The following is a 26,156-nucleotide window of genomic DNA, read 5'->3' as shown; positions in this document are numbered from 1 at the left end:
GTCTGGCGGACCCGACAAACGTTTTTATATGGGAACGGCCGTTTCATGCCCGGGACTTACAGCAGCCCCTTGAGAAACTGCAGTCCGCCGAAATTCTGCAGCGTCGGAATATCGATCTTCGTGTCGGTCTGGATGACCGGTGCCACCACGATAGCCGGGCTGGCAAAACCACCGCCGAACGCCGCGTTCACGTTGCCAAAATCGAAGTTGCCGCCGCCGCGCACCGCAGACAGCGCGTCGTTGGACAGTGTCTGATGATGCGAAAGATCCGTGATCGTCAGCGAGGCCATGGTAAGGCTCCTGGTGTGGCGTGTAGCGGGACGGGAGAGTAACGCACTGCCTGCGACCAGGCAGACGCGGCGCGGCTCTCCCGTGTGTGGCTTTACTTGACCAGCTGCAGGCCGCCGAAGTTCTGGATCGTCGGGATGATGACCTGCGTGTCGGTCTGCGTGACGGGCGCCACCACGATGGACGGGCTGGCGAAGCCGCCGCCGAACGCGGCATTCGTGTTGTAGGCGTTGTAGTTGCTGCCGCCGCGCACCGAAGCGAGTGCCTGGACGGAAAGTTCTTCGTTATGCGAGAGGTCTTTGATGGTCAGCGAGGTCATGGTCAATCTCCTGGATACGGTATGGAAAGAAGGTGATGTTTGCGATTTACAGCAGCACGCCCTGCAGGCCGCCGAAGTTCTGGATCGTCGGGATGACGACCTTCGTGTCGGTCTGCGTGACGGGTGCCACCACCACGCCCGGGCTGGCGAAGCCGCCACCGAACGCGGCGTTCACGTTGCCGACGTTGTAGTTGCTGCCGCCGCGCACCGAGGCGAGTGCTTCAACGGAAAGTTCTTCGTTATGCGAGAGGTCTTTGATGGTCAGCGAGGTCATGGTCAATCTCCTGGATACGGTATGGGAAGAAGGTGATGTATTTGCGATTTACAGCACAGCCTGCAGGCCGCCGAAGTTCTGGATCGTCGGGATGACGACCTTCGTGTCGGTCTGTGTAACGGGTGCCACCACGATAGCCGGGCTGGCGAAGCCGCCACCGAATGCGGCGTTCACGTTACCGACGTTGTAGTTGCTGCCGCCGCGTACGGAGGCGAGTGCTTCGACGGAAAGTTCTTCGTTATGCGAAAGGTCTTTGATGGTCAGCGAGCTCATGGTCAATCTCCTGAATGGGGTATGGGAAGAAGGTGATGTGTTTGCGATTTACAGCACAGCCTGCAGGCCGCCGAAGTTCTGGATCGTCGGGATGACGACCTTCGTGTCGGTCTGGGTGACGGGCGCGACCACGATAGCCGGGCTGGCGAAGCCGCCACCGAATGCGGCGTTCACGTTACCGACGTTGTAGTTGCTGCCGCCGCGTACGGAGGCGAGTGCTTCGACAGAAAGTTCTTCGTTATGCGAGAGGTCTTTGATGGTCAGCGAGCTCATGGTCAATCTCCTGAATGGGGTATGGGAAGAAGGTGATGTGTTTGCGATTTACAGCACAGCCTGCAGGCCGCCGAAGTTCTGGATCGTCGGGATGACGACCTTCGTGTCGGTCTGGGTGACGGGCGCGACCACGATAGCCGGGCTGGCGAAGCCGCCACCGAATGCGGCGTTCACGTTACCGACGTTGTAGTTGCTGCCGCCGCGTACGGAGGCGAGTGCTTCAACGGAAAGTTCTTCGTTATGCGAGAGGTCTTTGATGGTCAGCGTAGCCATGGTCAATCTCCTGGATCGGTTGCTTCGGGTTGGAAGAGCACGATTTGTTTGCGCTCGCTGCTACATACGCACAGGGTGTGCCAGTCGTGTGCGGAGCTCCGAAATAACACGATAACCATATGAAAATAAAGGGGATTTGTTATCTGGGATTTTTTGAAGGCGGATTTTCAGGCGACCAGGCGACAAATGAACGTCTGCTGCTGGCAAACAGATAATCGCGCAGCTGTCCGCTTTAACCGAACAGCACGAAATGCCGCCATCGCGCGACGGATTGCAACGTCCCGCAGTCCGTGAGCGCGGGCATACCTCGCAATGCAAGTGCGGGAAAGAAGCAGCAACCTGGAAAAAACAGCGCGCGCCCGCCGACAATGTTGTGCGCTTGCGCACTAAAAAATCGGCATTACTTCATTTGCCCCTTTAGCTCATCGTCGGTGCGCGGCCCCAGCCAGACCACGCAAAAGGGAAAACCCTCGGTGCTCGGTGCAACCGAGGCGCGGCGGCTGCTCGACCGAATCGATGTGACGACGCCGATAGGCTTCAGGGATCGCGCGCTGATCGCACTGGTGTTTTGGTTCGCGCGGCGGCGCGAGAAAGGTGGGCAAGGCGGACGACATGCTGTGTCACCAACCGCTTGAGGCAAACTTGAAGGCGTACCTCGACGGCACCGGCATCGGCACGGACACAAAGGGGCCGCTGGTCCGCACGATCGCGCGTGGCACCGGGAAGCGCAGCACGACGCCACTACCGAAGGCGAACGCGTAGGCGATGGTGCGCCGGCGGGCATTGGCACGGCGATCGGCAAGCAAACGTTGCGCGCCACGGGCATCACCGCCTGTCTGGAAAACGGTGACGCGCTCGAGAACGCCGCGGCAATGGCCAATCACGCGTCGAGGTACACCACGCATCTGTATGCCCGGCGCCATGCTGACATCAGCCTCGACGAGGTCGAGCGGATTCACCTGCAGACCGGGGTGCGGATGGGCATGTTGATCCCACACCTGGATCAGGTCGCGCCCAACGCTGCACAAACAAGAAGGCCCGCCAGCGGGGAACGGACTGGCGGGCCTGAAGCCGTCAAGGGACAAGACCTGACGGCATTCCTCTCAGAAGGAACTTCTGACGCACATCTTCTCTTAACGCTTACCCCGTGCTGTGGTGCTGTCTTTAACTGTTCGAAGGGGTCTGGCGGACCCGACAAACGTTTTTATATGGGAACGGCCGTTTCATGCCCGGGACTTACAGCAGCCCCTTGAGAAACTGCAGTCCGCCGAAATTCTGCAGCGTCGGAATATCGATCTTCGTGTCGGTCTGGATGACCGGCGCCACCACGATAGCCGGGCTGGCAAAACCACCACCGAACGCCGCGTTCACGTTGCCAAAATTGAAGTTGCTGCCGCCGCGCACCGCAGACAGCGCGTCGTTGGACAGTGTCTGATGATGCGAAAGATCCGTGATCGTCAGCGAGGCCATGGTAAGGCTCCTGGTGTGGCGTGTAGCGGGACGGGAGAGTACGCACTACCTGCGACCAGGCAGACGCGGCGCGGCTCTCCCGTGTGTGGCTTTACTTGACCAGCTGCAGGCCGCCGAAGTTCTGGATCGTCGGGATGATGACCTGCGTGTCGGTCTGCGTGACGGGCGCCACCACGATCGACGGGCTGGCGAAGCCGCCACCGAACGCGGCATTCGTGTTGTAGGCGTTGTAGTTGCTGCCGCCGCGCACCGAAGCGAGTGCCTGGACGGAAAGTTCTTCGTTATGCGAGAGGTCTTTGATGGTCAGCGAGGTCATGATCAATCTCCTGGATACGGTATGGGAAGAAGGTGATGTTTGCGATTTACAGCAGCACGCCCTGCAGGCCGCCGAAGTTCTGGATCGTCGGGATGACGACCTTCGTGTCAGTCTGCGTGACGGGTGCCACCACCACGCCCGGGCTGGCGAAGCCGCCACCGAATGCGGCGTTCACGTTACCGACGTTGTAGTTGCTGCCGCCGCGCACGGAGGCGAGTGCTTCGACGGAAAGTTCTTCGTTATGCGAGAGGTCTTTGATGGTCAGCGAGCTCATGGTCAAATCTCCTGGATACGGTATGGGAAGAAGGTGATGTGTTTTGCGATTTACAGCACAGCCTGCAGGCCGCCGAAGTTCTGGATCGTCGGGATGACGACCTTCGTGTCGGTCTGCGTGACGGGCGCGACCACGATAGCCGGGCTGGCGAAGCCGCCACCGAATGCGGCGTTCACGTTACCGACGTTGTAGTTGCTGCCGCCACGCACGGAGGCGAGTGCTTCGACGGAAAGTTCTTCGTTATGCGAAAGGTCTTTGATGGTCAGCGAGCTCATGGTCAATCTCCTGGATGGGGTAGGGTAAGAAGGTGATGTGTTTGCGATTTACAGCAGCACGCCCTGCAGGCCGCCGAAGTTCTGGATCGTCGGGATGACGACCTTCGTGTCGGTCTGTGTGACGGGTGCCACCACGATAGCCGGGCTGGCGAAGCCGCCACCGAATGCGGCGTTCACGTTGCCGGCGTTGTAGTTGCTGCCGCCGCGTACCGAGGCGAGTGCTTCGACGGAAAGTTCTTCGTTATGCGAGAGGTCTTTGATGGTCAGCGTAGCCATGGTCAATCTCCTGGATCAGTTGCTTCGGGTTGGAAGAGCACGATTTGTTTGCGCTCGCTGCTACATACGCACAGGGTGTGCCAGTCGTGCGCAGAGCTCCGAAATAACACGATAACCATATGAAATTAAAGGAGATTTTATCTCGGAGATTTTTTGAACGCGGATTTTCAGGCGACCAGACGACAAATGAACGTCTGCTGCTGGCAAACAGATAATCGCGCAGCTGTCCGCTATAACCGAACAGCACGAAATGCCGCCATCTCAATGAGTTCGGCGACCGGCACACCGAGGCGCACTTGAGCAGATCATCTCGGCCGTACGCGATGCGCGACGGTCCCGAACCACTCAGTGATCGCAGCGAGTTCGACTTCCTTGAAGTGCGTCAATTCTCCGGAATTGACCGTTCGCTGCCGAGGATGGAGGATGAGTGCCATGGCTTGGGACGACGAGATTCCGCGGCGTGACATTCGGGAGCGGCACAAAGCCGGGCTGCCGGGACTATCGAGAGAATCAGGTCAGTCCTTTGCAAGCCTGTACCTGATCGCCCGCTGGCGGGTTTAACGATGCCCGGCCTCGTTTGTTTCCCGAGGGAGTAACAGATGGACCAGACTTCCACTACACGTCGCCAGCGTTCAGTCCCTCTGCGTCTGACCCCCGAGTTGGTGTCACTGGTTGCGTGCAAGATGGAAGACAGCGGACCGGCCCCCGGCGTCATCGTCCACACGGATGAAGATTACGAGGCGTCACTGCAGGCGGTACTCCATGCGGGTGCCTGGCAAGGAGAGGACATCTGGCTGTTCGCTTATGGTTCGTTGCTGTGGAATCGGCCCTTCGAAGTTGAAGAGCAAGTTGCAGCGGTATTACACGGCTGGCACCGTGCGTTCTGCATTCGGCTAACGCGCTTTCGCGGCACCCCCGACCAGCCGGGATTGATGATGTCGCTCGTTCCGGGTGGCAGTTGCCGTGGCGCTCTATATCGGGTTGCTGGGCACCGGGTCCTCGCGGATCTACGCAAGCTGTGGCGACGGGAAATGACCGTCAAGCCGCCGACCAGTCCGCCACGGTGGATTACCGCGAAAGCGGGGCAAGCCGCCGTGCGCGCCATTGCGTTTACCGCCGATCGCAAGGGGCGCAACTTTATGGCCGGGTTGACCGACGAGGAGATCGCGTCCGTGTTGTACAAGGCGGTCGGCCACTGGGGATCGGGTGCCGAATACCTCATGCAGACGGTTGACCACCTTGAACGTCTTGGCATCCGGGACGCCAACCTATGGCGTTTGCAGCGGCTCGTTGCGCAGCGACTGGTTGAGCTGAAAGCCGCCGGCAGGTAGCGTTGCCCGGCGCCCCGCGGCACCTCTGCGGGCCTGTGCGGCTCGCCGCGCTCGCCAGGCATGTTTGGGAGTCAGGGGCTGCGACGCCCGCACTTACATTTCGCCTTGAAAAGCACCCTCCCGCAAGGGAATAGCCAGCGGCGTTCGCGCGTATACGACCGGTTGCCCGTCAGCTGAACGCAAAAGTCTTAGCGAAGGCCATACCGTCAAGCACGGAAAGTTGGCGGAATAAAACAGACGGCCAGAGGGCAACAGGCAAACAGACGCGCGCGCGAACGCGTGCCGCAAGCCATCCGGCAAGCGGCACGTCAAGAGAAAGAAGCGACTGGTGACTGCCTTAAAGGCAAGCGCTATTTGCGCAAAAGGCTCTGCGGGGGTATGCGTTCGTCGACAGGTTGGCGCGCAGCCGTAGGGAATCCCACGGGATAGTCGACGACGCGCGTCGCCGCCGGCAACGCCTGCGCGCTGACGCCGAAGAAGCGTCCGCCCGTTCGTGCGCCGCCGACGATAGCGGTCATCGCTGCGCGATCGAGTTCGACACTTTCGGGAAGATCTTTGATGAGTAGCTTGGACATGGCTGTTCCATAAGAAATGTCGCGTGGCGCCGTCGCGATGGGTGCGCGCTTCGGTCGATGACGGCAACGCGTATGTCTCGAACAACCAGTATAGGTAATTCAGGCTCGATGCGGTGTGCGCTGGCGAGCATTGCGGACGCTGTGCGGAGGTTCGGCACCTTGACGCCAGGCCCGACGACGCGTCGAGACGCTGAACAACGGCGTGGTCGGCAGATTCGAAACGAACGCGTTGTTGTCGTTGCTCACGTTGCTGATGTTCAGGTTTGCTTTACAAGCTGCCGGGCATCGACCGTCTTGCTGTTGTCGAAGTCGAGCTTGATCATGTAGGCGCGGGGGAAAAAAAGACGCTGAGGCCTTCATGTACAGGGCTTCGCGCCAAATGGGGTGGACGGCGAGACGCTGTTGGGCCGGACAACGCGGCCAGGAGCCACACGACGCCCGTCGTGTCGCGGGCCAATCCTGGTTTGCGAAAGGCATACGTGCGGGCTACTATCGAACGAGCACATGTAATTGGTTACGACAGGGAAATCCTCAGACCATCGGGAGCTGCATCGCTTTGAACACATGGCTAGCCTTGCGCACGTGATTCGGGACTTTCAGAGCGGCGCGCTCACGCAGGACGCGTTCGTCGCTCAACTCGACAGCACGCTCACAACGGAAGGCGTCGGTTCGGCACGTCTGCTCGAAATACTCGGCGAAGCGCACATCAGGAAGCCGCTGCCTCCTGCCCTCTACGCGGAAGTGCGCCGCCGCATCGAACAGATGCCCGTTTCGAACCTTGCCGCGGCGGGCGGCGAGGAAACGCGCATGCAAACGGTGGCCGAGCCGCCACCGCCTCCGCCGCCCGCGCGTAGCAGCGACGCAGTTGCGTCCGGACTCGATCAGGTGAAGGGTACGGGCGACACGTTGAACAACCGCTTCGTGCTCGAAGAGTGTCTTGGCGTAGGCGGCATGGGCACCGTCTACAAGGCGCTCGATATGCGCAAGCTCGAAGCGTCGGACCGAAAGCCGTATCTCGCGATCAAGGTGCTGAACACGCAGTTCCGGGGTAACCCGAAGTCGCTGATCGCGTTGCAGCGCGAAGCGCGCAAGGCGCAGGTACTCGCGCACCGCAATATCGTCACCGTCTACGATTTCGACCGCGATGGCGCCATCGTCTATCTGACGATGGAATACCTGTCCGGCAAGCCGCTCAGCCAGATTTTGCGTACGCAGGATTTCAAGGGCATGCCGGTGCAGTCGGCGTTGCCGATCGTGCGCGGCATGTCGAGCGCGCTGGCGTACGCGCATGAGCGCGGCTTCGTGCATTGCGACTTCAAACCCGCCAACGTGTTTCTGACCGATACGGGTGAAGTCAAGGTGATCGACTTCGGTATCGCGCGCGTCTTTCAGCGGCCCGAAGAAGAAAGCGACGCAACCGTGTTCGATCCCGGCAGCCTCGGCGCATTGACGCCAGCCTATGCAAGCCCGGAAATGCTCGAGCATCTCGAACCCGATCCGCGCGACGACATCTACGCGCTAGGCTGCATCACCTACGAGCTTTTGACGGGCCGTCATCCGTTCGACCGTCAGTCGGCGACGCAGGCGCGCGCGTCGAACCGGCAACCGCAGCGGCCCGAGAACCTGAGCAACCGACAATGGCGCGCGTTGCGTGCGACGCTCGCCTTCGACCGCAAGTCGCGCACGCCGACGGTGTCGCGCTTCGTCGAAGAATTCGGCGCGCAGGAACGCGCGTCGGCGTCGAAGTCGTCAGGGCGCAATGTCGATCGCACCGGCATGCTGATGAAGTCGGGTGTTGCGGGACTCGCGCTCGCTTGCGCGGCAGGCGGCGCGCTGTACTTCTATCGTGCTTCGCGGACTCTGGAGCAGGAGAATGCGGCGCTACAGGTGAGCCCGGCATCCGAGGCCAGCGCCGCCTCGCCCGTTCAGCCCATCACACCTGTTACCCCGTCGCCGCCTGCCGTTACATCCGCACCGCCAGCGCCCGTCACGCCGGCCCCGCCGACGCTCGCCGCCGTCACCTCGGCGCTCGCGACATTGCCGTGCTCGGCGCTTGCCGCTTCGATTCAGGATCGCGCGGTACAGGTGCGCGGATTCGTGCCGCAACACGGCGAGGCGCAGGTCAACGAGCGTCTTGCAACATTGCCCGGCGTGGCGTCGACCAAGGTCGACGTGCAGCACGTGAGCAGCGACAAATGCGAGGTGCTGAAGGAACTCGGTTCATACTGGACGCGAAACTGGCAGGCGGGGCATATTGCGTCGCTGACCGCGCGCATGCCGAACGGCGTGTTGACGGAAGGCGATCCTCTCGTCGTCGACGTGCGAACGCCCGGCTTCGACTCGTATGTGAACATCGACTACTACGTGCTCGACGGCAGCGTCGTACACATGGTGCCGGGGCCGCGCGCGAAGGATAACCAGGCGCCCGCCCATTATTCGGCGACGATCGGCAGCGGCGGCGACTGGGTCGTCTCGAAGCCGTTCGGTCAGGAACTGGTCGTTCTGCTGATCACGCCCGCGCCGCTCTTCGATACGCCACGGCCCGAAAGCGAGTCGCGCACGGACTATTTGCGCGCGCTCGATACGCGGCTCAAGCAGCTTGCCTCCAAATATGGGCAAGACCGTATCGTCGCGGACTTCGCGCAGATCACGAGCAAGGCGCGCGCGCATTGAAGGGCGCGCGCTTTGCTGCATATCAGGTCACTTGAGTTCTTTCACCACCCGAAAGCCGTCTTGCGACTGGCGCACGCTTTGGCTGTACTTGAAGCGCGTCGAGCTAAGCATGTAGTCGTTGCCTTCCCGCCATGAGCCGCCGCGAATCACGCGCGTGTTGCAGGTGGGTGAATCCCAAGCGTGTCCGTCGTTCGGCGCGCCCTGGTACGAGTTATGCCAGCAGTCGCTGACCCATTCCCAGACGCTGCCGTTCATGTCGTACAAGCCGTTCGGGTTTGCTGCAAACGTGCCGACGGGCTCGGGCGCTTCCTTGTGATACGGATCGCCGCAGTCCTTGCAGTTCGCCATGCCTTTGCGCATCTGGTCGCCCCACCAGTATTTCGTCGTGGTGCCCGCGCGGTCTGCATATTCCCATTCCGCTTCCGTAGGCAGTCGATACGCTTTGCCCGTGACCTTGCTCAGCCACTTCACATACGCCTGCGCATCGTCCCAACTGAGATCGCGTGCGGGTGCGTTCTTCACGGAATTGTTTTCGGGCGACAGCTTCGGGCATCCGTTGACGTCGGCGCATGCGTTCCATTGCTCGACCGTCACCTCGTATTTACCGATAGCGAATGGCGCTGAAATGGTCACGTGATGCGGCGGCTTTTCGGACGGGTCGAAATTGCTGCCCATCGTGAACGAGCCTGCGGGCAGTGAAATCATCACCGGGCAGGCCGCGCAGTCCTTGCTCTCACCGCCTGTCGCGGCACGTGCTGTCGCGGGCGTGGGGGCAGGTGCGGGTGCGGGAGCAGGCGTTGCGGCCGCTTTCGGCGCCGGTGTGGGCGCGGGTGCAGGCGCAGGTTGTGGCGCAGGCGCGGCAGCGGCGGCAGGACGCGACGGCGTTGCTGGCGGCGCTGCGTGCGTGGCGGCGGGCGGAGCTGTCTGCCCGGAAGCCTTGATCCTGTCGATCCGAGCCTTCGCGAGCGTCGCAAAGCGGCCATTTGGATACGCCTTCAGGTATGCCTCGTAATCGCTCGCGTAATTGCTGTCCTTGATCGATTCCCAGAACGTCAGCTCGTATTGCTCGTTGCTATCCTTCGGCAGAATGCCGCGGCTATTCAATGCGACGACTGCGTTCGGCTCATCTTCAATATGTTCCGATGCATGACGTGAAGCGAAAAGCCGCACCGGTTCCGTCAACGACGACAAGCGCCACGGCCTTTGCGCGCCATGCGTTTCTTCTGCGACTTGTCGCGCCACATGAGCGAACATCGAATCGACGAACGCATCGGGCGCGCGGTGCATCTCGCGCAGCCACGCGCCCGTGAAAATGCCATGACGGGTGCCGTCGGCGGCTTGCGCGCCTTGCGTCGTCGCATAGGCAATCAATGTTTGCGGGGGCAACGGCGTCGCGAGACGGGTCGCCTGGAACGGTTGCGTGAGGCATGCGTCCAGCACGACGAGATTGAGTGCGTTCTTGCGCGGCGCCGCGAGCGTGTCGAGCACGTTCGACAGATCGATGCTCGCTGTCATCAAGGAAGCAGGCGCACGCGGATCGGCACCGGCGGAAGCGAGCAGCGTGGTGCCTCCCGCCTGCAGGCCATGCCCTGCGAAATAGAAAAGCGCCGTGCCGCCAGGCTGCAGGCGTCGGCCGAATTCGGCAAGCGCATCGCGCATCTGCGGCGCCGTTGCATCGGTGCGCAGGACGACATCGAAGCCTTGCGCGCGCAACAACCCGGCGACGCTTTGCGCATCGCGCGCGGCATTCGGCAGCGCGCCGGCCGGATAGCTGGCGTTACCGATCACGAGCGCGACCTTGCGGTCGGCCGCATCGGCGGGAAATGCAAAGAGACTATTCCCGGCGGCTTGAGAAGTGGCATCGCTCGCGCCGCGCGGCATCGGTTGAGCGTCGGCTTCTCGCATCTGGAGTGCCCCGATCATGCATACCAGCAGGAGTTTTCGCCACATTTTCAGATCCTGGTTGTTCTGGAAGTTCTGATAGAACCTCGTCATCGGACAAACCGGCCCGAGCAGGACAGTCGCCGCCCGCCATGCCGCCCGATACCCACGTAACGTATTTACCTGGACCACCCTTACAAACGATAGCACGCAGTTAGAACGTCAGAACGTTAACGAGCGTGGCGTTTCTTTTTAACAAGTTACGTCCTAAGCTAAAACGGAAGCAAGCAGCACTGACCCTCCCTGGGAGAATGCGCAATGCAAAGAAGAATAAGGCTCGCGGCTATTGGCGCGCTCTTTCTGGCTTCCGCGCAGGTGTTCGCTGGACCGACGCCTGCGCCGCCTGGCGCCGAGGTCTACATCATCTGGCCGGCGGATGGCACCGTGATCACAGGCGGCAAGCTCTGGGTGCGAATGGGCTTGCGCAACATGGGCGTCTGCCCTAAAGGCGTCAATGTTCCGAACACAGGCCATCACCATCTGCTGATCGACACGGACCTGCCGTCGATGGATCAGGAAATTCCCTCTGACCGGAATCACCTGCATTTTGGCGCAGGCGAAACGGACGCGCGCATTGAGCTGCCGCCCGGCAAGCACACGCTGCAACTGCTGCTCGGCGACTACAACCATGTGCCGCACAATCCGCCCGTCTATTCGAAGAAGATCACCATCATCGTGAAGTGAGCACGCGCGAGCGTTGCGCCGGCGCAAGGGCGCACCAGACGCACGACGCAAGACGGAGAGCATCAGCCATGATCAGGATCGTTGTTGCCGCTGCGGCACTTGCCGCCCTCACCGCCCTCACTTCGATGAACGTGGCATTCGCCGGGCCGACGCCTGCGCCCAAGGATGCCTATGCGTACATCGGCTATCCGAACGACGGACAGGTCGTGCCCGCCAACAAGCCGTTTCGCGTGTGGTTCGGCTTGCGCTACATGGGTGTCGCGCCCAAGGGCGTGAAGTATCCGAACACGGGCCACCATCATCTGCTGATCGACACCGACTTGCCGCCGGCGGATCAGGAGATTCCTTCCGACCGCCAGCATCTGCATTTCGGCGCGGGCGAAACGGAAACCATGGTCACCTTGCCGCCCGGCAAGCACACGCTGCAACTGCTGATGGGCGACGAGAACCACATTCCGCACAATCCCCCCGTCTATTCGAAGAAGATCACGGTAATCGCGAAGTGAGCGAACGGATGTGCTCAACATTCGTATTCAGTGCTGTCTTTTTCGAACCAACAGTTTTGAGTCGGATGTTGGCCGCATAGCGGCACTAGAGAGCGGGATCGACGCGCATCGAATTCGTATGCGCAAATAGTCTCTGACACGTCACCCAATGGCAGCAAGGTTTTGCAGGTTTTTCGCGGCGCTGGCAGTGCAACTGGCACAGCCCATGCGTTGTTAGGCCCGAGCAGACAAGATGCTTGAACCTGAACCGAAACACCCTGGCGAAGCCTCGCTTCCCTCTTAGGAGAACTGTCATGAGCGCACTGATGATCAAAGACCTGTCCGTTGCCGAAGAACTCGATTTCAAGGCTATGAAGGCCGTCCACGGCGGCTTCGCTGCCTATCCGAACTTCCCGGCCATCAATCTCGACTTCAGCAAGCGCATCGGCGATGTGCAGCAAATGATCCAGCAGCAAATGAACATCAGCAACGTGAGCGGCGGCAACGCGTTCGCGTCGGGCCTGACCACGACGATCACGCCGACGATGCTGGCCAACAACAACGTCTCCGTGAGCTAAGTACATGGCGATGCCCGCGGAGGTCTGGACCGGCCTCCGCGGGTTCCGGGAAAATCCCGAAGCTGGTCGCGAAGTTTGCTTCGCCACGCATCGTCAAAAAGATCCAGAAGCCAATCGTCCTGTCCACACGACCGCCGCGTCACCGCACGCACTCCACGCCGAACGAAATCCGCCGACATCGATAGAGATGCCGCGCTGGACGTGCTTTACTTGAAAGGCGCGCTCTGCACGTGCAGTACACCCGGAAATGATCGGAGAATATCGTGTCTGCGTTGCCTGATTCGTTTGTCGCCGTCGCTCGCGTCATCTCTGCCGCTGCTGTTTGCACAGCCATGCTGGCCGGTTGCGTCGACGTTCACATGGCCGACTACAAGCGCCCCGATACGCCCGCCAAGGCGTCATGGTCCGACAAGACAGGCGCGCTCGTTTCACCCGCCGACACCATCGTGCCCGACTGGTGGAAAGGCTTCCAGGACCCGTATCTGAACACGCTGATCGCGAAAGCGATCGAAGGCAACTTCGACATCAAGGTGCTCGCCGCGCGTATCGATGTAGCGGGCGCGCAGATCGGCGAAGCGAAGGCGGGTGCATTGCCGACGGCCGATCTCGGCGCAGGCGCGAATTTCCAGAAAACCACGGGGCAGCCGTTCACGCGGCAGTACAACGTAGCTGCCCAGGTGAACTGGGACATCGACATCTGGGGCAAGGTCGAAAAGGGCGTACAGGCGCAAAAGGCCGAGTTCCACGCGACGGAAGCCGACTGGCGCGCGGGTTATCTGGAACTCGTGTCGAACGTGGCGACCACGTATTTCCAGATTCTCCAGTTCGACGATCAGATTGACGCGCAACAGAGAATGGTCGACGAGAACAAGAAGATTCTCTCGATCTTCGAAGGCATGAGCCGCAATGGCCTCGTTCCGAAGACGCAGGTGATGCGTCAACAGGCGGAGGTCAATCGTCTAACGAAGGATCTGCTCGATCTGGGCCGTTCGCGGAAAATTGCGAACAATGCGCTATGCACGTTGATCGGCGTGCCTGCCGGCGAATTCACCGTACCCGTCGGCCATCTGCAGCAGCGCGTGCAACAGCCGCCCGTGCCGGGCGGGCTGCCGTCGCAACTGCTGTCGCGCCGGCCCGATCTCGTCGCATCGGAATTGCGCGTGCTCGAAGCGTATAACCTGGTCGGCGAAGCCAAGCTGGCGCAATTGCCGACCATCAGCCTGACGGGCCATGGCGGCACCGCGAGCTTCGCGCTGTCCGATCTTTTGAAGTCGTTCACGTTCGGCTTCATGCCGAGCATCAATATTCCGCTACTCGATCCTGGCGTGCGTGCCCACGTCAAGACCACCGAGGCGCAAACCACCGTCGCCGAGCAGCAGTACCGGCAAACCGTGATGGGCGCATTCGAGGAAGTGGAAAACGCACTCGTCAATCTGGACTCGCACAAGCAGCAGCGCGTCGAATTGCAACAGGAAGTGGAACGTCTGAGCGTCGTCAACGTGCAAATGCAGTCGCAATTGCGCGAAGGCGTGGTGTCTCAACTGGACGTATTCGAAACGGACCGCACGCTGCTGCAGGCGCAACTCGATCTGCTGACGAATCACCAGCAAATACTGTCCGACACGGTACTGCTTTACAAGGCGCTCGGCGGCGGGTGGCCGGCTGTCGACGTGCAGAAACAAGTGAAGCAATGAGGTCGAGAAATGAAGCGGCAGTACTGCGTGCATGACGCGGGCGAATAGAGGAAAAGCTGGCACGGTTCTTAAAACGAAGTCTGTGAAAACCGTTGCCTGAATATAGACCGCATTAGCCGTACCCATAATTGACTAACACCATGCGTGACTTAAAATTCCTGATTAGCCGCTCATACGGTCAGCATGACGGCTGCGTCGAATATGCTTCAATCGCCGCGTCTGTCGAACGCTCCGTTCATGTCCACGCTTAGTGATGCAAAGAGATGAATCCCGGCGAAGCTCCGATTGCTGAGATGCGGGCGGCTCTGGACAAGGAGTTCGACGTCCTGTTGCTGCCTGTCTCGCATCCTTCTCTTGGCCCCATTCGGATCGTCGACGATCTGTTTGCGATCGGCCGCAGCGAGGCGCCGTTTGCCGACTATCCGCGTGATCGGGTCATCAGACTTTCGCGGCGTCACGCGCGCATCTTTACTGAGCATGGTGCGGTGTATGTGGCGGATCTCGACAGCAAGAACGGCACGACCGTCAACGGCGTTGCCGTACGGATGACGCCGTCGCGTGTGCGTGCCGGCGATGAGCTGTGCTTCGGCGGTGATCTGACGTATCGCGTCGCAATCGAGCCGCGTCCATTCAGTTCGGCATCCGCGCGCGGCGTGCAGCATCTGACTGTCACGCTGAAGCCGGAGCGCGCGGATCTGGGGCTCGAACCCATCGACCTCATTGCGTTTCCGTTTCTCGTCAGCAAGACGGACGAACTGTTCTCGCGCTACAAGGACCGCTATCCGCATCAGGTCAACTACATCTCGCGGCGCCACGCTCATATCTTCATGAAGGGCGGCGAACCGTGGATCGAAGATCTCGGCAGCACGAACGGCACGTTCCTTAATTACAAGCGTCTCGGCGAATCGGCTGTCGCATTGCAAAACGGCGATGTCGTTGGATTCGGCGGCGATCATTTCGTCTATCAGGTAGCGCTGCAAAAGTCGTTCGAAATCGAGCCTACCGTGACCCAGATGGTACCGCCCGCCGCCGCGCTGGGCGTTCCCGCAGCGGCTGCGCCCGCGGCTGCTTCACCCGCGGCAGCTGCGCCTGCGGCAGCTGCGCCCGTGGCGGCGATGCCCGCGGAAGATCCCGACAAGACCACGTTTGTCGGCGCGGCGCATTCGTTTCTCGACATCTTCTGCGTCGATCGCGCATTGCAGCGCGAAGACGAGGTGAATGAAAACGCGCCGCCCTTGACGCCGGACGAAGGGACGGAAGCCCAGACACGCCGTCCGCGCCGACGCTGGCAACTGTTGCTGCGCGAACTGACGCGCACCTTCGCGGCCGGCGACCGCACGACGATGCGGCGTGTCGGATGGGGCGGACTGGTGGTGCTGGTGGTCGTTGCGGGACTGGCCGTCACGCTGTACCTGCGCGGCGCGGCGGAGCGCGATATCAAGAGCCTGCTTGCGGCGGGAGAATACGAAGCGGCGGCGGAAGTCGGCACGTCGTCTTTGCAGCGTCACCCTGCGAGCGACCCGATCCGCGCGCTTGCGAGTGAGGCGCTGATGAAAGCGCGTGTGCCTGGCTGGCTGGCGGCGTTGCAGGTGAAACAGTTCGATCGTGCCGCGGCGTTGATCGAAGGCATGCGCGCGACGAGCCAGAACAATCCCGATGCGCTCGCGCTGATCAATCAGTTGAACTGGGTTGGAGATCTTGAACGTTTTGTCGTCGGCCGGGGCGGCCCGGATGCGCCGATTCGCATCTATAGCGACGAAGGGCGTATCGACAATCTGCTCAAGCGTTGGCAAGACGATGCAAAGGGGCATCAGCGGATTCTGGACCGAATTGCGTCGTACGTGCCTGAATTCACCGAGCCTTATGCGCTCGCGATGAGCCATCTGCGCAAGCTGCAAAGCGACGACTCCGTGTACCTCGCGGCGATCGACCGGCTTAACTCGACCGTGGCGACGGAACTGGGACGCGACAAGCCCGATGCGCTGCCCGCCGTGCTCGACGATTACGCGCAACGCTATCCACGGCTCGCCGGGCTGGATGCTCTGCGTGGCGACTTGCGCCAGTACACGGACATCTTCAACGAAATGACGGCGCGGCACCTCGTTCCGCTGCTCGCATTGATGAAAAAGGCGAACTTCAGGACGCCGCCATTCAAGTCGCAGTACGCGCAACTGAGCGCGAGCCGTCTGCCTTCTGCGGAAGTCGTGGCGAAGCATGACGCGGCGAGCACCGCATGGCAAAGCGGCGACAGCCAGCAGGCGCTGGCCGGCTTGCAGGCGATACCCGCTGGCCCGTGGTCCGATGTGATCGCAGCGGAGTTCGCGCACAAGAAGTCGCTGCTCGACCAGTTCGCCGACGTGCAGAAAAGCCGTGGTGCGGGAGATCGCGACGACAAACTGCTGTCGTTTTACGCCAGTCTCGATCCCGTCGAAGACGTGTACTTCGTGCGCGCCGTTCAGGGCGACGTCAATGCGCTGCGCGACAAGGCGCTGGCGCGCGCGCAAGATCAGATAGATCGCGCACAGGGATTGTGGCGGCAGTATCGTGCGAATGGCTCGATCGGCGGCACACAGCGCCTGGAATCCGGCATCTCGGGGGGCTTTCGCAGTCAGGCGCTTCTGCTGGCGGGCGCCAATACGGCGGCGCAACAGGGCATGCGCGTTTATACGCAACTGAAGGCGCCGCATCCGGCAGGCTCGGATCAGTTGCTCGAAGACATCGAAGCGGAAACGCAATTGCAACGCCGCTCGCTGCAGGAATTGCGGATGGTGCTCGAACCCGGCTTGCTGAAATCGAAGCTTGCGTTGATTGGAGGCAGTGACGAAAGTGAAGCGCGACAATCACCCTGAGCCGCTTTACAAAGCGCTCGAAGATCACAGCGCCGAAGGCGTTGCGATTCTCACGGCGGAACCCGTGCGCATCGCGCAGGCGCTCGTGCTGACCCTGGTCGCGCTCGTTGTCTCGGGCCTGATGTGGTCGTTCTTCGGACGCGCTGACGTGATCGTCACGGCGCAAGGCACGCTCGCGCCGGAATCGGACGTGCGGCGCATTTATGCGCCGATCGACGGCGAACTCACTGATCTCTATATCGCCGAAGGGCAACCCGTATCGAAGGGCGATGTGCTCGCGCGGCTCAATGCACGCGGCGCAATCGAAGCGGCAACCAACGCGCTGCAGGCGCAGCTGAAGCTCGACGACGCCGAGCGCGAATGGAAAGAGTTTCCGCAGAAGAAGGAATTGATGGAGCGCAAGGCGACCGCGCTCAAGGATCAGCTCGAAGTGGAAGAGCGTCTGCACGAGAACCGTATTTCGGAAGGCACGAGCAAGCTTGCGGAAGGCCAGAAAGCGCAACTCGAAGAAGCGCGCAGCACGCTCGACAATGCACGCCGCGCGCGCGATGCGTCGCGCCAGGAAGCGGACAAATACGCGCGTCTGTTCGCGCAGCCAGGTGGCGGCGGCGTCGCCGAGTTGCAGGTGGAAGCGAAGCGCAACACCGCGCTGGAAGCGGAAAATGCGTACCGTGTCGCGCAATCGCGGCTCGCCGAACTCGACTTCAAGCTGAGTCACGAATACGCGGAGGCCAACGCGCAACTCGAAACGAGTGGCCAGCAGTCGACGAAGCTGCAGCTTGAATACGACGATCTGATCCGCGACATCACCAGCACTGAAGAGAAACTGCGCCTGCAATTGCAGACGGCACGCCTCGTCGCCGACGCGGCTGCGCGCATCCGCTTCGAGAACATCGACAAGGACAACTTTCTGCTGATACTCGCGCCGACTTCGGGTGTGATTACCGACGTGACGTCGACGCAAACGGGCGACAAGATCCAGGCGAATGCGCCGCTCGGCGGCATCGCGCCGAAGGACGCGCGCCCCGTGCTGAAGATCGAGATCGCCGAGCGCGACCGCGCGTTTCTACACGAAGGCATGGCCGTCAAGATGAAATTCAACGCGTTTCCGTATCAGCGGTATGGGCTGATCAACGGCACGCTCGCGTACATCTCGCCGGCAACCAAGCCATCGGCGCAGGACAAGCAGCCTGTCTACGAAGGCCGCGTCCAGCTCGACAGGAATTATTACCAGATCGCGGAAAACCGCTATCCGCTGCGATACGGCATGACGGCGAGCGCCGAAATCGTCGTGCGCGAGCGGCGGTTGATCGATCTTGGGCTGGACCCGTTCAGGCAACTGGCCGGATAGCTTCAAAAGAACTCACTGCAACGCAAGCGTAGCCGAAAGTACAACCGCCAGCCGCCCGTTCGTTCGGGCCGTCACTAGAGGAGCGGACGAGATGACCGCGATCGTACGAATCGATGATGAAGTCGTGGATGTCGGCGAATTCATACGTCTACTGAAACTCACGGGCCAGTTCGAAAGCCTGATCGAGCAGATGGTGCGCGACAAGCTGACCGTACACGCCGCGAAGAAGCATGGCGTGACCGTGAGCGCCGACGAGATACAGGAGCGCGCCGACCAGTTCCGGCGTGTGCGCGGGCTGCATCGCGCGGCGGACATGAACCAGTATCTCGACACGCTGAAGGTCGGTCTCGACGAGTTCGAGACGTTCGTCACCGACAGCCTGTATCAGGAGAAGATGCTCGACAAGGTGGGTAGCGAAGGCGAGATCGAAGAGTACTTTTCGATGAATTCGCCGAAGTTCGATGCCATCGAGGTCAGCCATATTCTGCTCGACGACGAAGGCAAGGCGAAGGAAATGATCTCGTATCTGCGCGACGATCCCGATGCGTTCGCGGAAATGGCGCGCGAGCATTCGATTGCCGATACGAAAGACTCGGGCGGCGTGATCGGAAAAGTACTGCGCGGATCGCTGAAGCCCGATATCGAGGCGAAGATCTTCAACGCGGCAGTCGGCGATCTGCTCGGGCCGTTTGCGTCGCTGGACCGCTCGTGCTTTGAGATCTTTGCGGTGACGGCGAAATATCCGGCACAACTCGACGAGGACGTAGCGTCGGAAATCAAGCGACTGTTGCGCGAACAATGGCTGATGACACGCGCGCAGGAACACATCATCGAAGCACTCTGATTGACGCGCACTGCTGACGGGGACCTCAAGCATCATGGATGCACCGCAAACCACGCCTTCCATCGCCGACTTTCTTTCGACGGTCGAGATTCTGTCGCCGTTCACGCGCGAAGAACTCGAACGCCTCGCGGAGCACGTGCAATCGCGCTTCTATTCGTTTGGCGAAACGGTGTGCAACGCGGGCGATCCCGCCGATGGCATCTGTGTGATCAAGTCCGGCTCGGTGCGCATCTTCACCGAAGAGCACGGCAAAGAGATCAGCATGGGCGTGCGCAAAGCGGGCGAAGTATTCGCCGATATTGCGATGCTGCGCGCGTACTCGCATGAATCGTCGGTACGCTCTTCGGGGAAGACCGAGCTGCTGTTCATTCCGCGCGCCGCGATGGAGCCGATCATCGCCGGCAATCAGGCGGCGCTGGCGTTCGTCGCGAGTTATGTGGCGATCAACTCGGCGGGCGGTTTCGTCGCGCAGCTATTCGATTTGCGCGGCAAGCTGAACAAACAGGAACTCGAAGAATACGTGCGCAGCGTCGGCGTCAAGAAAGTCAGCGCGGGCAAGGAGATTCTCAAACAGGACGCGCGCGACGACCGCCGGCTGTATGTCGTCCGGCAAGGCGAAGTGCGCATCGTGCGCAATGAGGACGGCACCGACTACACGCTCGCGACGCTGCGCGAAGGCGAAATTTTCGGTGAGAAGGCCTGCCTGATGCGACAGGAGCAGACGGCATCGGCCATTGCGACGACGGACACGCGGCTGCTCGTGATTCCCGAGCGCACCGTGCATTTCATTCTGGAGCGCAATCCGAAGCTGCGCGAAGTGCTCGACGAGCGCATCAAATACGCCGACCGCGAACTGGACCGGCAAAAACGCATCGAGCAGCGGCGCAAGCGTCCTTTGCGGCTGGACCTGCATTCGAAACCCGAACTCGGCGAGCGCGTGATACGGCGCTTCGGGCTTGTCGAGCAGGCCGAGGAAATGGATTGCGGCGCCGCATGCCTCGCTATGATCTGCAAGCACTACGGCATTCCGATGACACTCGGCAAGCTGCGCGAACTCGCGAACGTGACGACGCAGGGCGCGACGCTGGACAGCCTGGCGCGCGCGGGTGAATCGCTCGGCTTCACGGCGCGCGGCGTGCAATGTACGTTCGATTCGTTGCGCGGCTTCGATCTGCCGTTCATCGTTCACTGGGAAGGCTATCACTACATCATCGTGTACGGCGTGTCGAAAAACCGCGTATGGCTCGCCGATCCCGCACTGGGGTTCCGCAAGCTGAGTCTCGAAGACTTCGAGCGCGGCTGGAGCGGCACCTGCCTGCTGTTTACGCCGGGGCCGAATCTCGTTCAGCTGTCCGCGTCGCGCTCGCCGTGGCTGCGCTTCGTTGGCTATCTGACGCCGTATAAAAAGATTTTGATGAACCTGTTCCTCGCGACCTTCGTGATCCAGGTGCTGGGCGTGATACCGCCATTGATCATTCAGAACATCCTCGACGGCGTGATCGTGCATCAGAACGTCAGCTTGCTGCATCTGCTGATACTCGGTCTGATCATTTCGAACGTGTTCTCGCAATTGATGTCGATGGTTCGCGCGTACCTGTCGAACTTCATGGTACGCAACATGGACTTCGCGATGATGTCGCAGTTCTTCAGACACACGATGTCGCTGCCATTCTCGTTCTTTGCCAAGCGCAAGACGGGTGACATTTTTGCGCGCTTCCAGGAGAACCAGACGATACGCGCCTTCCTCACCGAATCGACGGTGACGACGGCACTCAATCTGCTGATGGTGTTCATCTACTTCGCGATCATGTTCTTCTATAACGCGAAGATGACATTCGTGCTGATCGCCTTCGTCATTCCCATCCTGGCACTCACGTTGATTGCGACGCCGAAGATCAAAAACTACGCGCGCGACACGTTCGCGGCCGGGACGGATTCGAAATCGTTCCTGATGGAAGCGTTGTCCGGCGTCGAAACAGTGAAGGGGATGGGCATCGAGCGGCCCGTGCGCTTGCGCTGGGAAAAGAAATACGCGAAGGCACTCGAAGTGCAATACCGCGCTCACGCTTTCAACATTTTGATTGGCTTTATCAGCCAGTTGCTGAATGCTGCGACCACGATTGCGATTCTGTGGGTCGGCGCGAATCTCGTGCTCGCCCGCGAAATGACGATCGGGCAGTTGATTGCGTTCAACGCTTTCATGGGCAGTGTGCTGACGCCGTTGATGGGACTCGTCAGCTTGTGGAGCATGCTCAACGACGCGGGCGTCGCGATGGAGCGTCTGGGCGACGTGCTCGATATCGAACCCGAGCAGAAGCCCCAGGACCTGCCGTCGCGCGTGATGCTGCCCGACCTGCAAGGCGAGATCAGCCTGAGCGGCGTCTACTTCCGCTATAGCGACGACGACAGCGCCTATGTGCTGGAGAACATCAGCTTCGATATCAAGCCGGGCGAACTGGTGGCGATCGTCGGGCGCAGCGGTTCGGGCAAGACCACGCTCGCGAAGCTGCTGGTCGGTTTTTATGCACCGAGCGACGGCAAGATGACGGTCGACGGATACGACATCAGCGTGATCGACAAGGCATTCTTCCGCGCGCAGATCGGTTATGTCATGCAATCGAACCTGCTGTTTTCCGGCACGATCGCCGAGAACATCGCAAGCGGCGACGACACGCCGGATCGCCGGCGCATCGAAGAAGTGGCCAAGATGGCCGACGCGCACGCGTTCATCGCCAAGCTGCCGCTCGGCTACGAACAGGTGGTCGGCGAGCGCGGCATTGGTTTGTCGGGCGGGCAGATTCAACGGCTGTGCATTGCACGCGCGCTGTATCACGATCCGCGCCTTCTGGTGTTCGACGAGGCGACTTCCGCACTCGATACGCAATCGGAGAGCAATATCCTCGGTAACATGCAGGAAATCCTCAAGGGACGCACGGCCGTCATCATCGCGCACCGGCTCAGTACGATCATGCGCGCCGACAAGATTCTCGTGCTCTATGAAGGGGCGATCGTCGAGCAGGGGCGTCACGAAGAACTGGTCAACCGGAAGGGCATGTACTACCAGCTCGTCCAGAAACAATTGAGCGCCTGATGAAAATACTTGACCAGCAGCCTGACGAAGCCGGCTCCGCCATCTCTTACGCAGGGTTGATCGAGAAGATCGAGATCCTGCGCTCGACGCTGCGCTGGTCGTCGCGGCTCGAACGCGCGGATATCGAAAAGCTCCTGAAACAGGCGAGTTCGTTGCGCGACGAAGTCATGCAGATGTCGCACAAGGAGCGCTTCGTTCAGGCGGCCGTGGTCGAGCCGATGCGCGGCGACCTGTCGCGTGGCGCGCGGCGGCAGGCGTTGCTCGCGCGCAGCTTCATTTTCGAAGGCACGTTCGGCGATAACCCGAAACTGCTGGAATCGCTCGAAATCGCGGAGAAAGCGGCGCCGACCGATCTGCCCGTTCTGATCGACGGCGAAAGCGGCACGGGCAAGGAGCTGATGGCGAAGGTCATCCATGCGAACGGCAGCCGCTCTGACAAGCCGTTCATCTCCGTGAACTGCGGTGCGATTCCGGAGAACCTGCTGGAGTCGGAACTGTTTGGCCACAGAAAAGGCGCATTCACGGGCGCGACGAACGACCGTAAAGGCAAGTTCGAAAGCGCGCATACGGGGACGATCTTTCTCGACGAAATCGGCGAATTGCCTTTGACGGGGCAGGTAAAACTGCTGCGCGTGCTGGAGGCGCATGAAATACAGCGCGTGGGCTCGGACGAGCCGATCGGCGTCGATACGCGGATCGTCGCCGCGACCAATCGCAACCTGCGCAAGCTGAGCGAGCAGGGCACGTTCCGCGAAGATCTCTTTTACCGGTTGAGCGTCATTCATGTGACCTTGCCGCCGCTGCGCGAAAGGCGCGATGAAATTCCGCTTCTGATCCAGTACTTCGGTGACGAGGCCGCGGGCGCGCTCAAGCGCCGCCCCGTGAGAATCACCCCTAAATTGCGGGACTTTCTGCTGACCTATGCGTATCCGGGCAATATCCGCGAATTGCGCAACGTGATGTACCGCATCTCGTGCCTCGCGGGCGACATCGCGGATGTGGATCATTTGCCGGTGGATATGCGGCCCACGGCACCCGTGTCGGTGTCGATATTCGGCGCAGCGACCGAGGCCGCGAACGGCGCGGCGAGCGTGACCAATCTGTTGTCGTTGAGCGATGCGAAGCGCGCCGCCAGCGACGAAGCCGAAAAGGCTTTCTTGCAACGCGGCTTGCAGGAAGTGGGCGGCACGGTCGCCGAACTGGCGCGCCGCGTCGACATGAACCGTTCACATCTTCAGATGCTGCTGAAGAAGCACGGACTGCATTCGAAGGACTTTCGCCGCGCACATGCGCAGGCGAATGCGCGCAAGGACGACACGGAAGAGGATGACGAAGCCGAGATGCATTGAAGCAACGGCTAGTGGAACTTGTCAGGGCGATGGGTTCAGCAAGGTCTTGTCGGTTGCTTGCGGGTCTTCTGCTTGCACGACTACCGCCGTGATGTTGTCGCGGCCGCCGCGAGAGAGTGCGATATCGACGAGTTCGCCGGGCGCATGCAGACAATCGACGCTCGCGAGCGTCTGCTGGATTTCTTCGTTGGTCAATTCATTGCTGAGGCCGTCGCTGCACAGCAGGAACACGTCGCCGTCCACGACTTCGATTGCGTCTTCGTCGAGTTCGAGTTGATCGGTTGCGCCGACCGCGCGCGTGATGATGTTGTGCGCGGGATGATGGCGGGCTTCTTCCTCGGTCAGATAACCGGACTGCCGGAGCGCTTCCACCTGGCTGTGATCGCGCGTCAACTGTCGCAATTGCCCTTGCCGCAGCAGATAGATACGACTGTCGCCCGCCCATAGATAGCCGCAGAAGCGGTCGCACGCGAGCAGCACGACGACGGTCGTGCCGATGCGCTGCACCTGCCGGCGGCTCGCTTCGTCGCGCAACTGGCGGTTCGCGTCCTGCAGACGCGTGCGCGCCTCGGCGATGCAATGCTTGATGCCCGCCTGCGCCGGCAACTGGCCTAGCGTTTCGACCACGAGCTGGCTGGCGAGATCGCCGACGTCGTGTCCGCCCATGCCGTCAGCCACGGCCCAGCGGCCGCGCTGCGGCTGATCGAGACAGGCGTCTTCATTAATCTCGCGTACCCGGCCCGTGTCCGTACGCGCCGCCGACGCCCACCGGAATTGACTGGTACAGGTCACGGCATCTAAGCCCGGTTCGTGCTGCGTGCGTCAGGAGAAACGGTGATGTTCGAGTTGTTGCCCGTGTTGTTCACATCAACCGTCTGGAACTGATTGATCATCTGGTTAGCATAGAAGTTGTTCGTGATGTCGTACAGGTTTACGACGGGTCCGACGCTCGGCGTGTCATGCACGTACGGCGTGATCCAGCCGAATACCCACGGCGCACCGCCGCCGCCGCTGATCGCGGACATCGCCTTGCGATCCAGAGCGAGGTTGTGCGATAGGTCGCTGATGGTGATGGAAGCCATGGCGTGTCTCCAGAATGGCCGCCGCGTCGCGTGGCCGGAAGTCAAAGGAAGTTGCGACATAACTTGCAAGGGCTGTGCCAATGCGCGGCGGGCATGTGCGCTTTCTCGTGCGTCCTTGCTGGGCGCGGAATAGAGCGGACACGCGCGTGCGCGCGTCGCGCGCGAGCGCGTCGGGACGTTGGCGGTCGTCCAACAGCACGCCGCTGCGAAAGACGGGGCAACCAACACATTTTTGCAGCGTAATGCGCAGGAGCGTGGACCTGAAAGTGATGGTGTGTGCGCAACACAACCGCTCGAAATTCTGTTGGGTGTGACCCTACACAGACCCCCTTCAAAGTACGTGTCTGCTTGAAATATATCTATAAATCAATGGCTTAGATAGCCTGGTCCGGATGATGCAAAAGAGTCGGCAACAGTGTTGGCCTTTTGAACCGGAACCCAGAGCAAAGCCATGAACCGCAACCTCCAACAATCTCGCAATGAACAAGGTGCAAACCGCGCGGCTGCTTACGCATCGGCTGATGTGGTGCTCGACGGTTCCAGCGACGAACCCGCCCTCGGTGCCCATCTGATCACCCAACGCCGCGGCTACGAACATCACGGCATTTACGTCGGTGGCGGCAAGGTCATTCACTACGCAGGTTTCGCGAAGTCCGCGCATCGCGGCCCCGTCGAAGAAGTGGCGCTCGAAGCCTTCGCCGACGGTCACGCAGTCGCCGTTCGCCCGCATCCGTTCCCGAAGTACACCGCCGAACAAACCGTGCTGCGCGCCCGTTCGCGCCTCGGCGAAAACCACTATCGCCTGCTGACGAACAACTGCGAGCACTTCTGCGCATGGTGCCTGCTCGGCGAAAGCCGCAGCGAACAGGTCCATGCATGCCTCACGCATCCGCGCACCGGCATGCATGCGCTGCTGTGCCTCGCCAGCGCTTTTGTCGGTAACCGGATGAAAATCGGCCGCTCCGTTGTTAACGCAGTATGAGCACTGGAATTTGAACCCCGGCGATTGAAGTTCGAAACGTCGAATGCCGTAAAAGCAGTCAGGAAAGCGAAGGAGACCACCATGAGCCCGACCGGAAAAACACTGCACTGGGCCGTCGACAAATGGCTCGCACCGACACCCGCGATGCCCGCGCGCGTGGTGCGCTTCTGCCGCACGCAGATGCATCGCCGCTGCGTGTGCGTCGAGGCGGTGCGCCCCAACGGGCTGCTGTCGATCTTCTTTTTCCGTCACGACGACGGATCGTGGAATGTGTTTCCGCCCGCCAAAACAGGGCCGGCGATGTCTGCGTGGAGGACTGCGTGATGAAAAACGGCA

29 protein-coding genes are annotated in these 26,156 nt (G+C 60.9%); 13 read left to right on the top strand and 16 right to left on the bottom strand.

The window, feature by feature from the left end:
* Positions 1-56: 56 nt before the first annotated feature.
* From C2L65_RS27615 to C2L65_RS27560, 12 genes are all read right to left on the bottom strand, one after another.
* The gene (locus tag C2L65_RS27615; protein WP_103254582.1) at positions 57-290 is read right to left on the bottom strand and encodes a hypothetical protein; all 234 of its coding nucleotides are present in this window, start codon (positions 288-290) and stop codon (positions 57-59) included.
* Positions 291-382: 92 nt separating this feature from the next.
* Positions 383-607 carry a hypothetical protein gene (locus C2L65_RS27610; RefSeq protein WP_103254580.1) on the bottom strand — a complete coding sequence of 75 codons (225 nt, stop codon included), beginning with the start codon at positions 605-607 and terminating at the stop codon, positions 383-385.
* Positions 608-653: 46 nt separating this feature from the next.
* Complete coding sequence (locus tag C2L65_RS27605; RefSeq protein ID WP_103254581.1) at positions 654-881, bottom strand: hypothetical protein; 228 nt, start codon at positions 879-881, stop codon at positions 654-656.
* A gap of 48 nt (positions 882-929) precedes the next feature.
* On the bottom strand, positions 930-1,154 hold the full coding sequence (locus C2L65_RS27600) for a hypothetical protein (RefSeq protein WP_079482057.1): 225 nt from the start codon (positions 1,152-1,154) through the stop codon (positions 930-932).
* A gap of 48 nt (positions 1,155-1,202) precedes the next feature.
* Positions 1,203-1,427 (bottom strand): hypothetical protein, encoded by a 225-nt coding sequence (locus C2L65_RS27595; RefSeq protein WP_079482057.1) that lies wholly within the window; start codon positions 1,425-1,427, stop codon positions 1,203-1,205.
* Positions 1,428-1,475: 48 nt separating this feature from the next.
* Positions 1,476-1,700, bottom strand: coding sequence for a hypothetical protein (locus C2L65_RS27590; protein WP_042317395.1), 225 nt, complete (start codon positions 1,698-1,700; stop codon positions 1,476-1,478).
* Positions 1,701-2,320: 620 nt separating this feature from the next.
* A complete protein-coding gene (locus C2L65_RS47310) occupies positions 2,321-2,659 on the bottom strand; it encodes a hypothetical protein (protein ID WP_158660415.1) in 339 nt (112 codons plus the stop codon).
* Positions 2,660-2,936: 277 nt separating this feature from the next.
* Positions 2,937-3,170, bottom strand: coding sequence for a hypothetical protein (locus tag C2L65_RS27580; RefSeq protein ID WP_042317442.1), 234 nt, complete (start codon positions 3,168-3,170; stop codon positions 2,937-2,939).
* Between the two features lie 91 nt (positions 3,171-3,261).
* Positions 3,262-3,486 (bottom strand): hypothetical protein, encoded by a 225-nt coding sequence (locus C2L65_RS27575; protein WP_103254580.1) that lies wholly within the window; start codon positions 3,484-3,486, stop codon positions 3,262-3,264.
* Positions 3,487-3,532: 46 nt separating this feature from the next.
* On the bottom strand, positions 3,533-3,760 hold the full coding sequence (locus tag C2L65_RS27570; RefSeq protein WP_103254579.1) for a hypothetical protein: 228 nt from the start codon (positions 3,758-3,760) through the stop codon (positions 3,533-3,535).
* A 50-nt stretch (positions 3,761-3,810) separates the two neighbouring features.
* Positions 3,811-4,035: a hypothetical protein gene (locus C2L65_RS27565; protein WP_079482057.1), complete on the bottom strand. Its 225-nt coding sequence runs from the start codon at positions 4,033-4,035 to the stop codon at positions 3,811-3,813.
* Between the two features lie 48 nt (positions 4,036-4,083).
* On the bottom strand, positions 4,084-4,311 hold the full coding sequence (locus tag C2L65_RS27560) for a hypothetical protein (RefSeq protein WP_042315244.1): 228 nt from the start codon (positions 4,309-4,311) through the stop codon (positions 4,084-4,086).
* A 599-nt stretch (positions 4,312-4,910) separates the two neighbouring features.
* On the opposite strand from C2L65_RS27560, the gene C2L65_RS27555 reads away from it, so the two are divergent.
* Entirely contained in the window at positions 4,911-5,642 is a 732-nt protein-coding gene (locus C2L65_RS27555) for a gamma-glutamylcyclotransferase (protein WP_042315243.1), read from the top strand.
* 350 nt (positions 5,643-5,992) lie between these two features.
* Here C2L65_RS27555 and C2L65_RS27550 read toward each other — a convergent pair whose 3' ends face one another.
* On the bottom strand, positions 5,993-6,217 hold the full coding sequence (locus C2L65_RS27550) for a hypothetical protein (RefSeq protein WP_042315242.1): 225 nt from the start codon (positions 6,215-6,217) through the stop codon (positions 5,993-5,995).
* A 564-nt stretch (positions 6,218-6,781) separates the two neighbouring features.
* Here C2L65_RS27550 and C2L65_RS27545 point away from each other — a divergent pair.
* Positions 6,782-8,890 carry a serine/threonine protein kinase gene (locus C2L65_RS27545; protein WP_042315240.1) on the top strand — a complete coding sequence of 703 codons (2,109 nt, stop codon included), beginning with the start codon at positions 6,782-6,784 and terminating at the stop codon, positions 8,888-8,890.
* Positions 8,891-8,917: 27 nt separating this feature from the next.
* Here the strand turns inward: C2L65_RS27545 and C2L65_RS27540 are convergent, their stop codons facing one another.
* Positions 8,918-10,840 (bottom strand): SUMF1/EgtB/PvdO family nonheme iron enzyme, encoded by a 1,923-nt coding sequence (locus C2L65_RS27540; RefSeq protein WP_439650478.1) that lies wholly within the window; start codon positions 10,838-10,840, stop codon positions 8,918-8,920.
* 249 nt (positions 10,841-11,089) lie between these two features.
* Here C2L65_RS27540 and C2L65_RS27535 point away from each other — a divergent pair, with 249 nt between their 5' ends.
* The 9 genes from C2L65_RS27535 (at position 11,090) to C2L65_RS27495 (ending at position 23,756) form a co-directional block, all read left to right on the top strand.
* A complete protein-coding gene (locus tag C2L65_RS27535; protein ID WP_007733396.1) occupies positions 11,090-11,515 on the top strand; it encodes a DUF4399 domain-containing protein in 426 nt (141 codons plus the stop codon).
* 68 nt (positions 11,516-11,583) lie between these two features.
* A complete protein-coding gene (locus C2L65_RS27530) occupies positions 11,584-12,021 on the top strand; it encodes a DUF4399 domain-containing protein (RefSeq protein ID WP_007581354.1) in 438 nt (145 codons plus the stop codon).
* Positions 12,022-12,314: 293 nt separating this feature from the next.
* A complete protein-coding gene (locus tag C2L65_RS27525; protein WP_042315237.1) occupies positions 12,315-12,578 on the top strand; it encodes a hypothetical protein in 264 nt (87 codons plus the stop codon).
* Positions 12,579-12,841: 263 nt separating this feature from the next.
* A complete protein-coding gene (locus C2L65_RS27520) occupies positions 12,842-14,272 on the top strand; it encodes an efflux transporter outer membrane subunit (protein WP_042315236.1) in 1,431 nt (476 codons plus the stop codon).
* A 263-nt stretch (positions 14,273-14,535) separates the two neighbouring features.
* Complete coding sequence (locus C2L65_RS27515; RefSeq protein ID WP_042315234.1) at positions 14,536-17,121, top strand: FHA domain-containing protein; 2,586 nt, start codon at positions 14,536-14,538, stop codon at positions 17,119-17,121.
* Positions 17,099-18,472 carry a beta-barrel domain-containing protein gene (locus C2L65_RS27510; RefSeq protein WP_042315246.1) on the top strand — a complete coding sequence of 458 codons (1,374 nt, stop codon included), beginning with the start codon at positions 17,099-17,101 and terminating at the stop codon, positions 18,470-18,472. The genes C2L65_RS27515 and C2L65_RS27510 overlap by 23 nt, the downstream gene beginning before the upstream one ends.
* 91 nt (positions 18,473-18,563) lie before the next feature.
* The gene (locus C2L65_RS27505; protein WP_042315233.1) at positions 18,564-19,316 is read left to right on the top strand and encodes a peptidylprolyl isomerase; all 753 of its coding nucleotides are present in this window, start codon (positions 18,564-18,566) and stop codon (positions 19,314-19,316) included.
* A 34-nt stretch (positions 19,317-19,350) separates the two neighbouring features.
* Complete coding sequence (locus C2L65_RS27500; protein ID WP_042315232.1) at positions 19,351-22,407, top strand: peptidase domain-containing ABC transporter; 3,057 nt, start codon at positions 19,351-19,353, stop codon at positions 22,405-22,407.
* Entirely contained in the window at positions 22,404-23,756 is a 1,353-nt protein-coding gene (locus C2L65_RS27495; RefSeq protein WP_042315230.1) for a sigma-54 interaction domain-containing protein, read from the top strand. Before C2L65_RS27500 ends, C2L65_RS27495 begins: the two co-directional genes overlap by 4 nt.
* A 21-nt stretch (positions 23,757-23,777) precedes the next feature.
* Here the strand turns inward: C2L65_RS27495 and C2L65_RS27490 are convergent, their stop codons facing one another.
* Complete coding sequence (locus C2L65_RS27490) at positions 23,778-24,548, bottom strand: PP2C family protein-serine/threonine phosphatase (protein WP_042315229.1); 771 nt, start codon at positions 24,546-24,548, stop codon at positions 23,778-23,780.
* Between the two features lie 5 nt (positions 24,549-24,553).
* Entirely contained in the window at positions 24,554-24,838 is a 285-nt protein-coding gene (locus C2L65_RS27485; protein WP_042315227.1) for a hypothetical protein, read from the bottom strand.
* Between the two features lie 451 nt (positions 24,839-25,289).
* Here C2L65_RS27485 and C2L65_RS27480 point away from each other — a divergent pair, with 451 nt between their 5' ends.
* Both C2L65_RS27480 and C2L65_RS27475 read left to right on the top strand, forming a co-directional pair.
* On the top strand, positions 25,290-25,820 hold the full coding sequence (locus C2L65_RS27480; RefSeq protein ID WP_042315226.1) for a lecithin retinol acyltransferase family protein: 531 nt from the start codon (positions 25,290-25,292) through the stop codon (positions 25,818-25,820).
* Between the two features lie 81 nt (positions 25,821-25,901).
* Positions 25,902-26,144 (top strand): hypothetical protein, encoded by a 243-nt coding sequence (locus C2L65_RS27475; protein WP_042315245.1) that lies wholly within the window; start codon positions 25,902-25,904, stop codon positions 26,142-26,144.
* Positions 26,145-26,156: the final 12 nt, after the last annotated feature.

Source organism: Paraburkholderia terrae (assembly GCF_002902925.1).
GTDB classification, from domain to species: domain Bacteria; phylum Pseudomonadota; class Gammaproteobacteria; order Burkholderiales; family Burkholderiaceae; genus Paraburkholderia; species Paraburkholderia terrae.
The sequence above is the reverse complement of the archived record's forward strand: the minus strand, read 5'-3'. Positions and strand labels throughout refer to the sequence as shown.

Excerpts from the sequence above, each read along its gene's own strand:
- C2L65_RS27515 (WP_042315234.1), top strand. The coding sequence starts at position 14,536 with ATGAATCCCGGCGAAGCTCCGATTGCTGAGATGCGGGCGGCTCTGGAC.
- C2L65_RS27555 (WP_042315243.1), top strand. The coding sequence starts at position 4,911 with ATGGACCAGACTTCCACTACACGTCGCCAGCGTTCAGTCCCTCTGCGT.
- C2L65_RS27505 (WP_042315233.1), top strand. The coding sequence starts at position 18,564 with ATGACCGCGATCGTACGAATCGATGATGAAGTCGTGGATGTCGGCGAA.
- C2L65_RS27485 (WP_042315227.1), bottom strand. The coding sequence starts at position 24,838 with ATGGCTTCCATCACCATCAGCGACCTATCGCACAACCTCGCTCTGGAT.
- C2L65_RS27600 (WP_079482057.1), bottom strand. The coding sequence starts at position 1,154 with ATGAGCTCGCTGACCATCAAAGACCTTTCGCATAACGAAGAACTTTCC.
- C2L65_RS27535 (WP_007733396.1), top strand. The coding sequence starts at position 11,090 with ATGCAAAGAAGAATAAGGCTCGCGGCTATTGGCGCGCTCTTTCTGGCT.
- C2L65_RS27605 (WP_103254581.1), bottom strand. The coding sequence starts at position 881 with ATGACCTCGCTGACCATCAAAGACCTCTCGCATAACGAAGAACTTTCC.
- C2L65_RS27525 (WP_042315237.1), top strand. The coding sequence starts at position 12,315 with ATGAGCGCACTGATGATCAAAGACCTGTCCGTTGCCGAAGAACTCGAT.
- C2L65_RS27610 (WP_103254580.1), bottom strand. The coding sequence starts at position 607 with ATGACCTCGCTGACCATCAAAGACCTCTCGCATAACGAAGAACTTTCC.
- C2L65_RS27480 (WP_042315226.1), top strand. The coding sequence starts at position 25,290 with ATGAACCGCAACCTCCAACAATCTCGCAATGAACAAGGTGCAAACCGC.
- C2L65_RS27615 (WP_103254582.1), bottom strand. The coding sequence starts at position 290 with ATGGCCTCGCTGACGATCACGGATCTTTCGCATCATCAGACACTGTCC.
- C2L65_RS27475 (WP_042315245.1), top strand. The coding sequence starts at position 25,902 with ATGAGCCCGACCGGAAAAACACTGCACTGGGCCGTCGACAAATGGCTC.
- C2L65_RS27540 (WP_439650478.1), bottom strand. The coding sequence starts at position 10,840 with ATGTGGCGAAAACTCCTGCTGGTATGCATGATCGGGGCACTCCAGATG.
- C2L65_RS27550 (WP_042315242.1), bottom strand. The coding sequence starts at position 6,217 with ATGTCCAAGCTACTCATCAAAGATCTTCCCGAAAGTGTCGAACTCGAT.
- C2L65_RS27590 (WP_042317395.1), bottom strand. The coding sequence starts at position 1,700 with ATGGCTACGCTGACCATCAAAGACCTCTCGCATAACGAAGAACTTTCC.
- C2L65_RS27570 (WP_103254579.1), bottom strand. The coding sequence starts at position 3,760 with ATGAGCTCGCTGACCATCAAAGACCTCTCGCATAACGAAGAACTTTCC.
- C2L65_RS27500 (WP_042315232.1), top strand. The coding sequence starts at position 19,351 with ATGGATGCACCGCAAACCACGCCTTCCATCGCCGACTTTCTTTCGACG.
- C2L65_RS27595 (WP_079482057.1), bottom strand. The coding sequence starts at position 1,427 with ATGAGCTCGCTGACCATCAAAGACCTCTCGCATAACGAAGAACTTTCT.
- C2L65_RS27545 (WP_042315240.1), top strand. The coding sequence starts at position 6,782 with ATGGCTAGCCTTGCGCACGTGATTCGGGACTTTCAGAGCGGCGCGCTC.
- C2L65_RS27575 (WP_103254580.1), bottom strand. The coding sequence starts at position 3,486 with ATGACCTCGCTGACCATCAAAGACCTCTCGCATAACGAAGAACTTTCC.
- C2L65_RS27580 (WP_042317442.1), bottom strand. The coding sequence starts at position 3,170 with ATGGCCTCGCTGACGATCACGGATCTTTCGCATCATCAGACACTGTCC.
- C2L65_RS27530 (WP_007581354.1), top strand. The coding sequence starts at position 11,584 with ATGATCAGGATCGTTGTTGCCGCTGCGGCACTTGCCGCCCTCACCGCC.
- C2L65_RS27560 (WP_042315244.1), bottom strand. The coding sequence starts at position 4,311 with ATGGCTACGCTGACCATCAAAGACCTCTCGCATAACGAAGAACTTTCC.
- C2L65_RS27565 (WP_079482057.1), bottom strand. The coding sequence starts at position 4,035 with ATGAGCTCGCTGACCATCAAAGACCTTTCGCATAACGAAGAACTTTCC.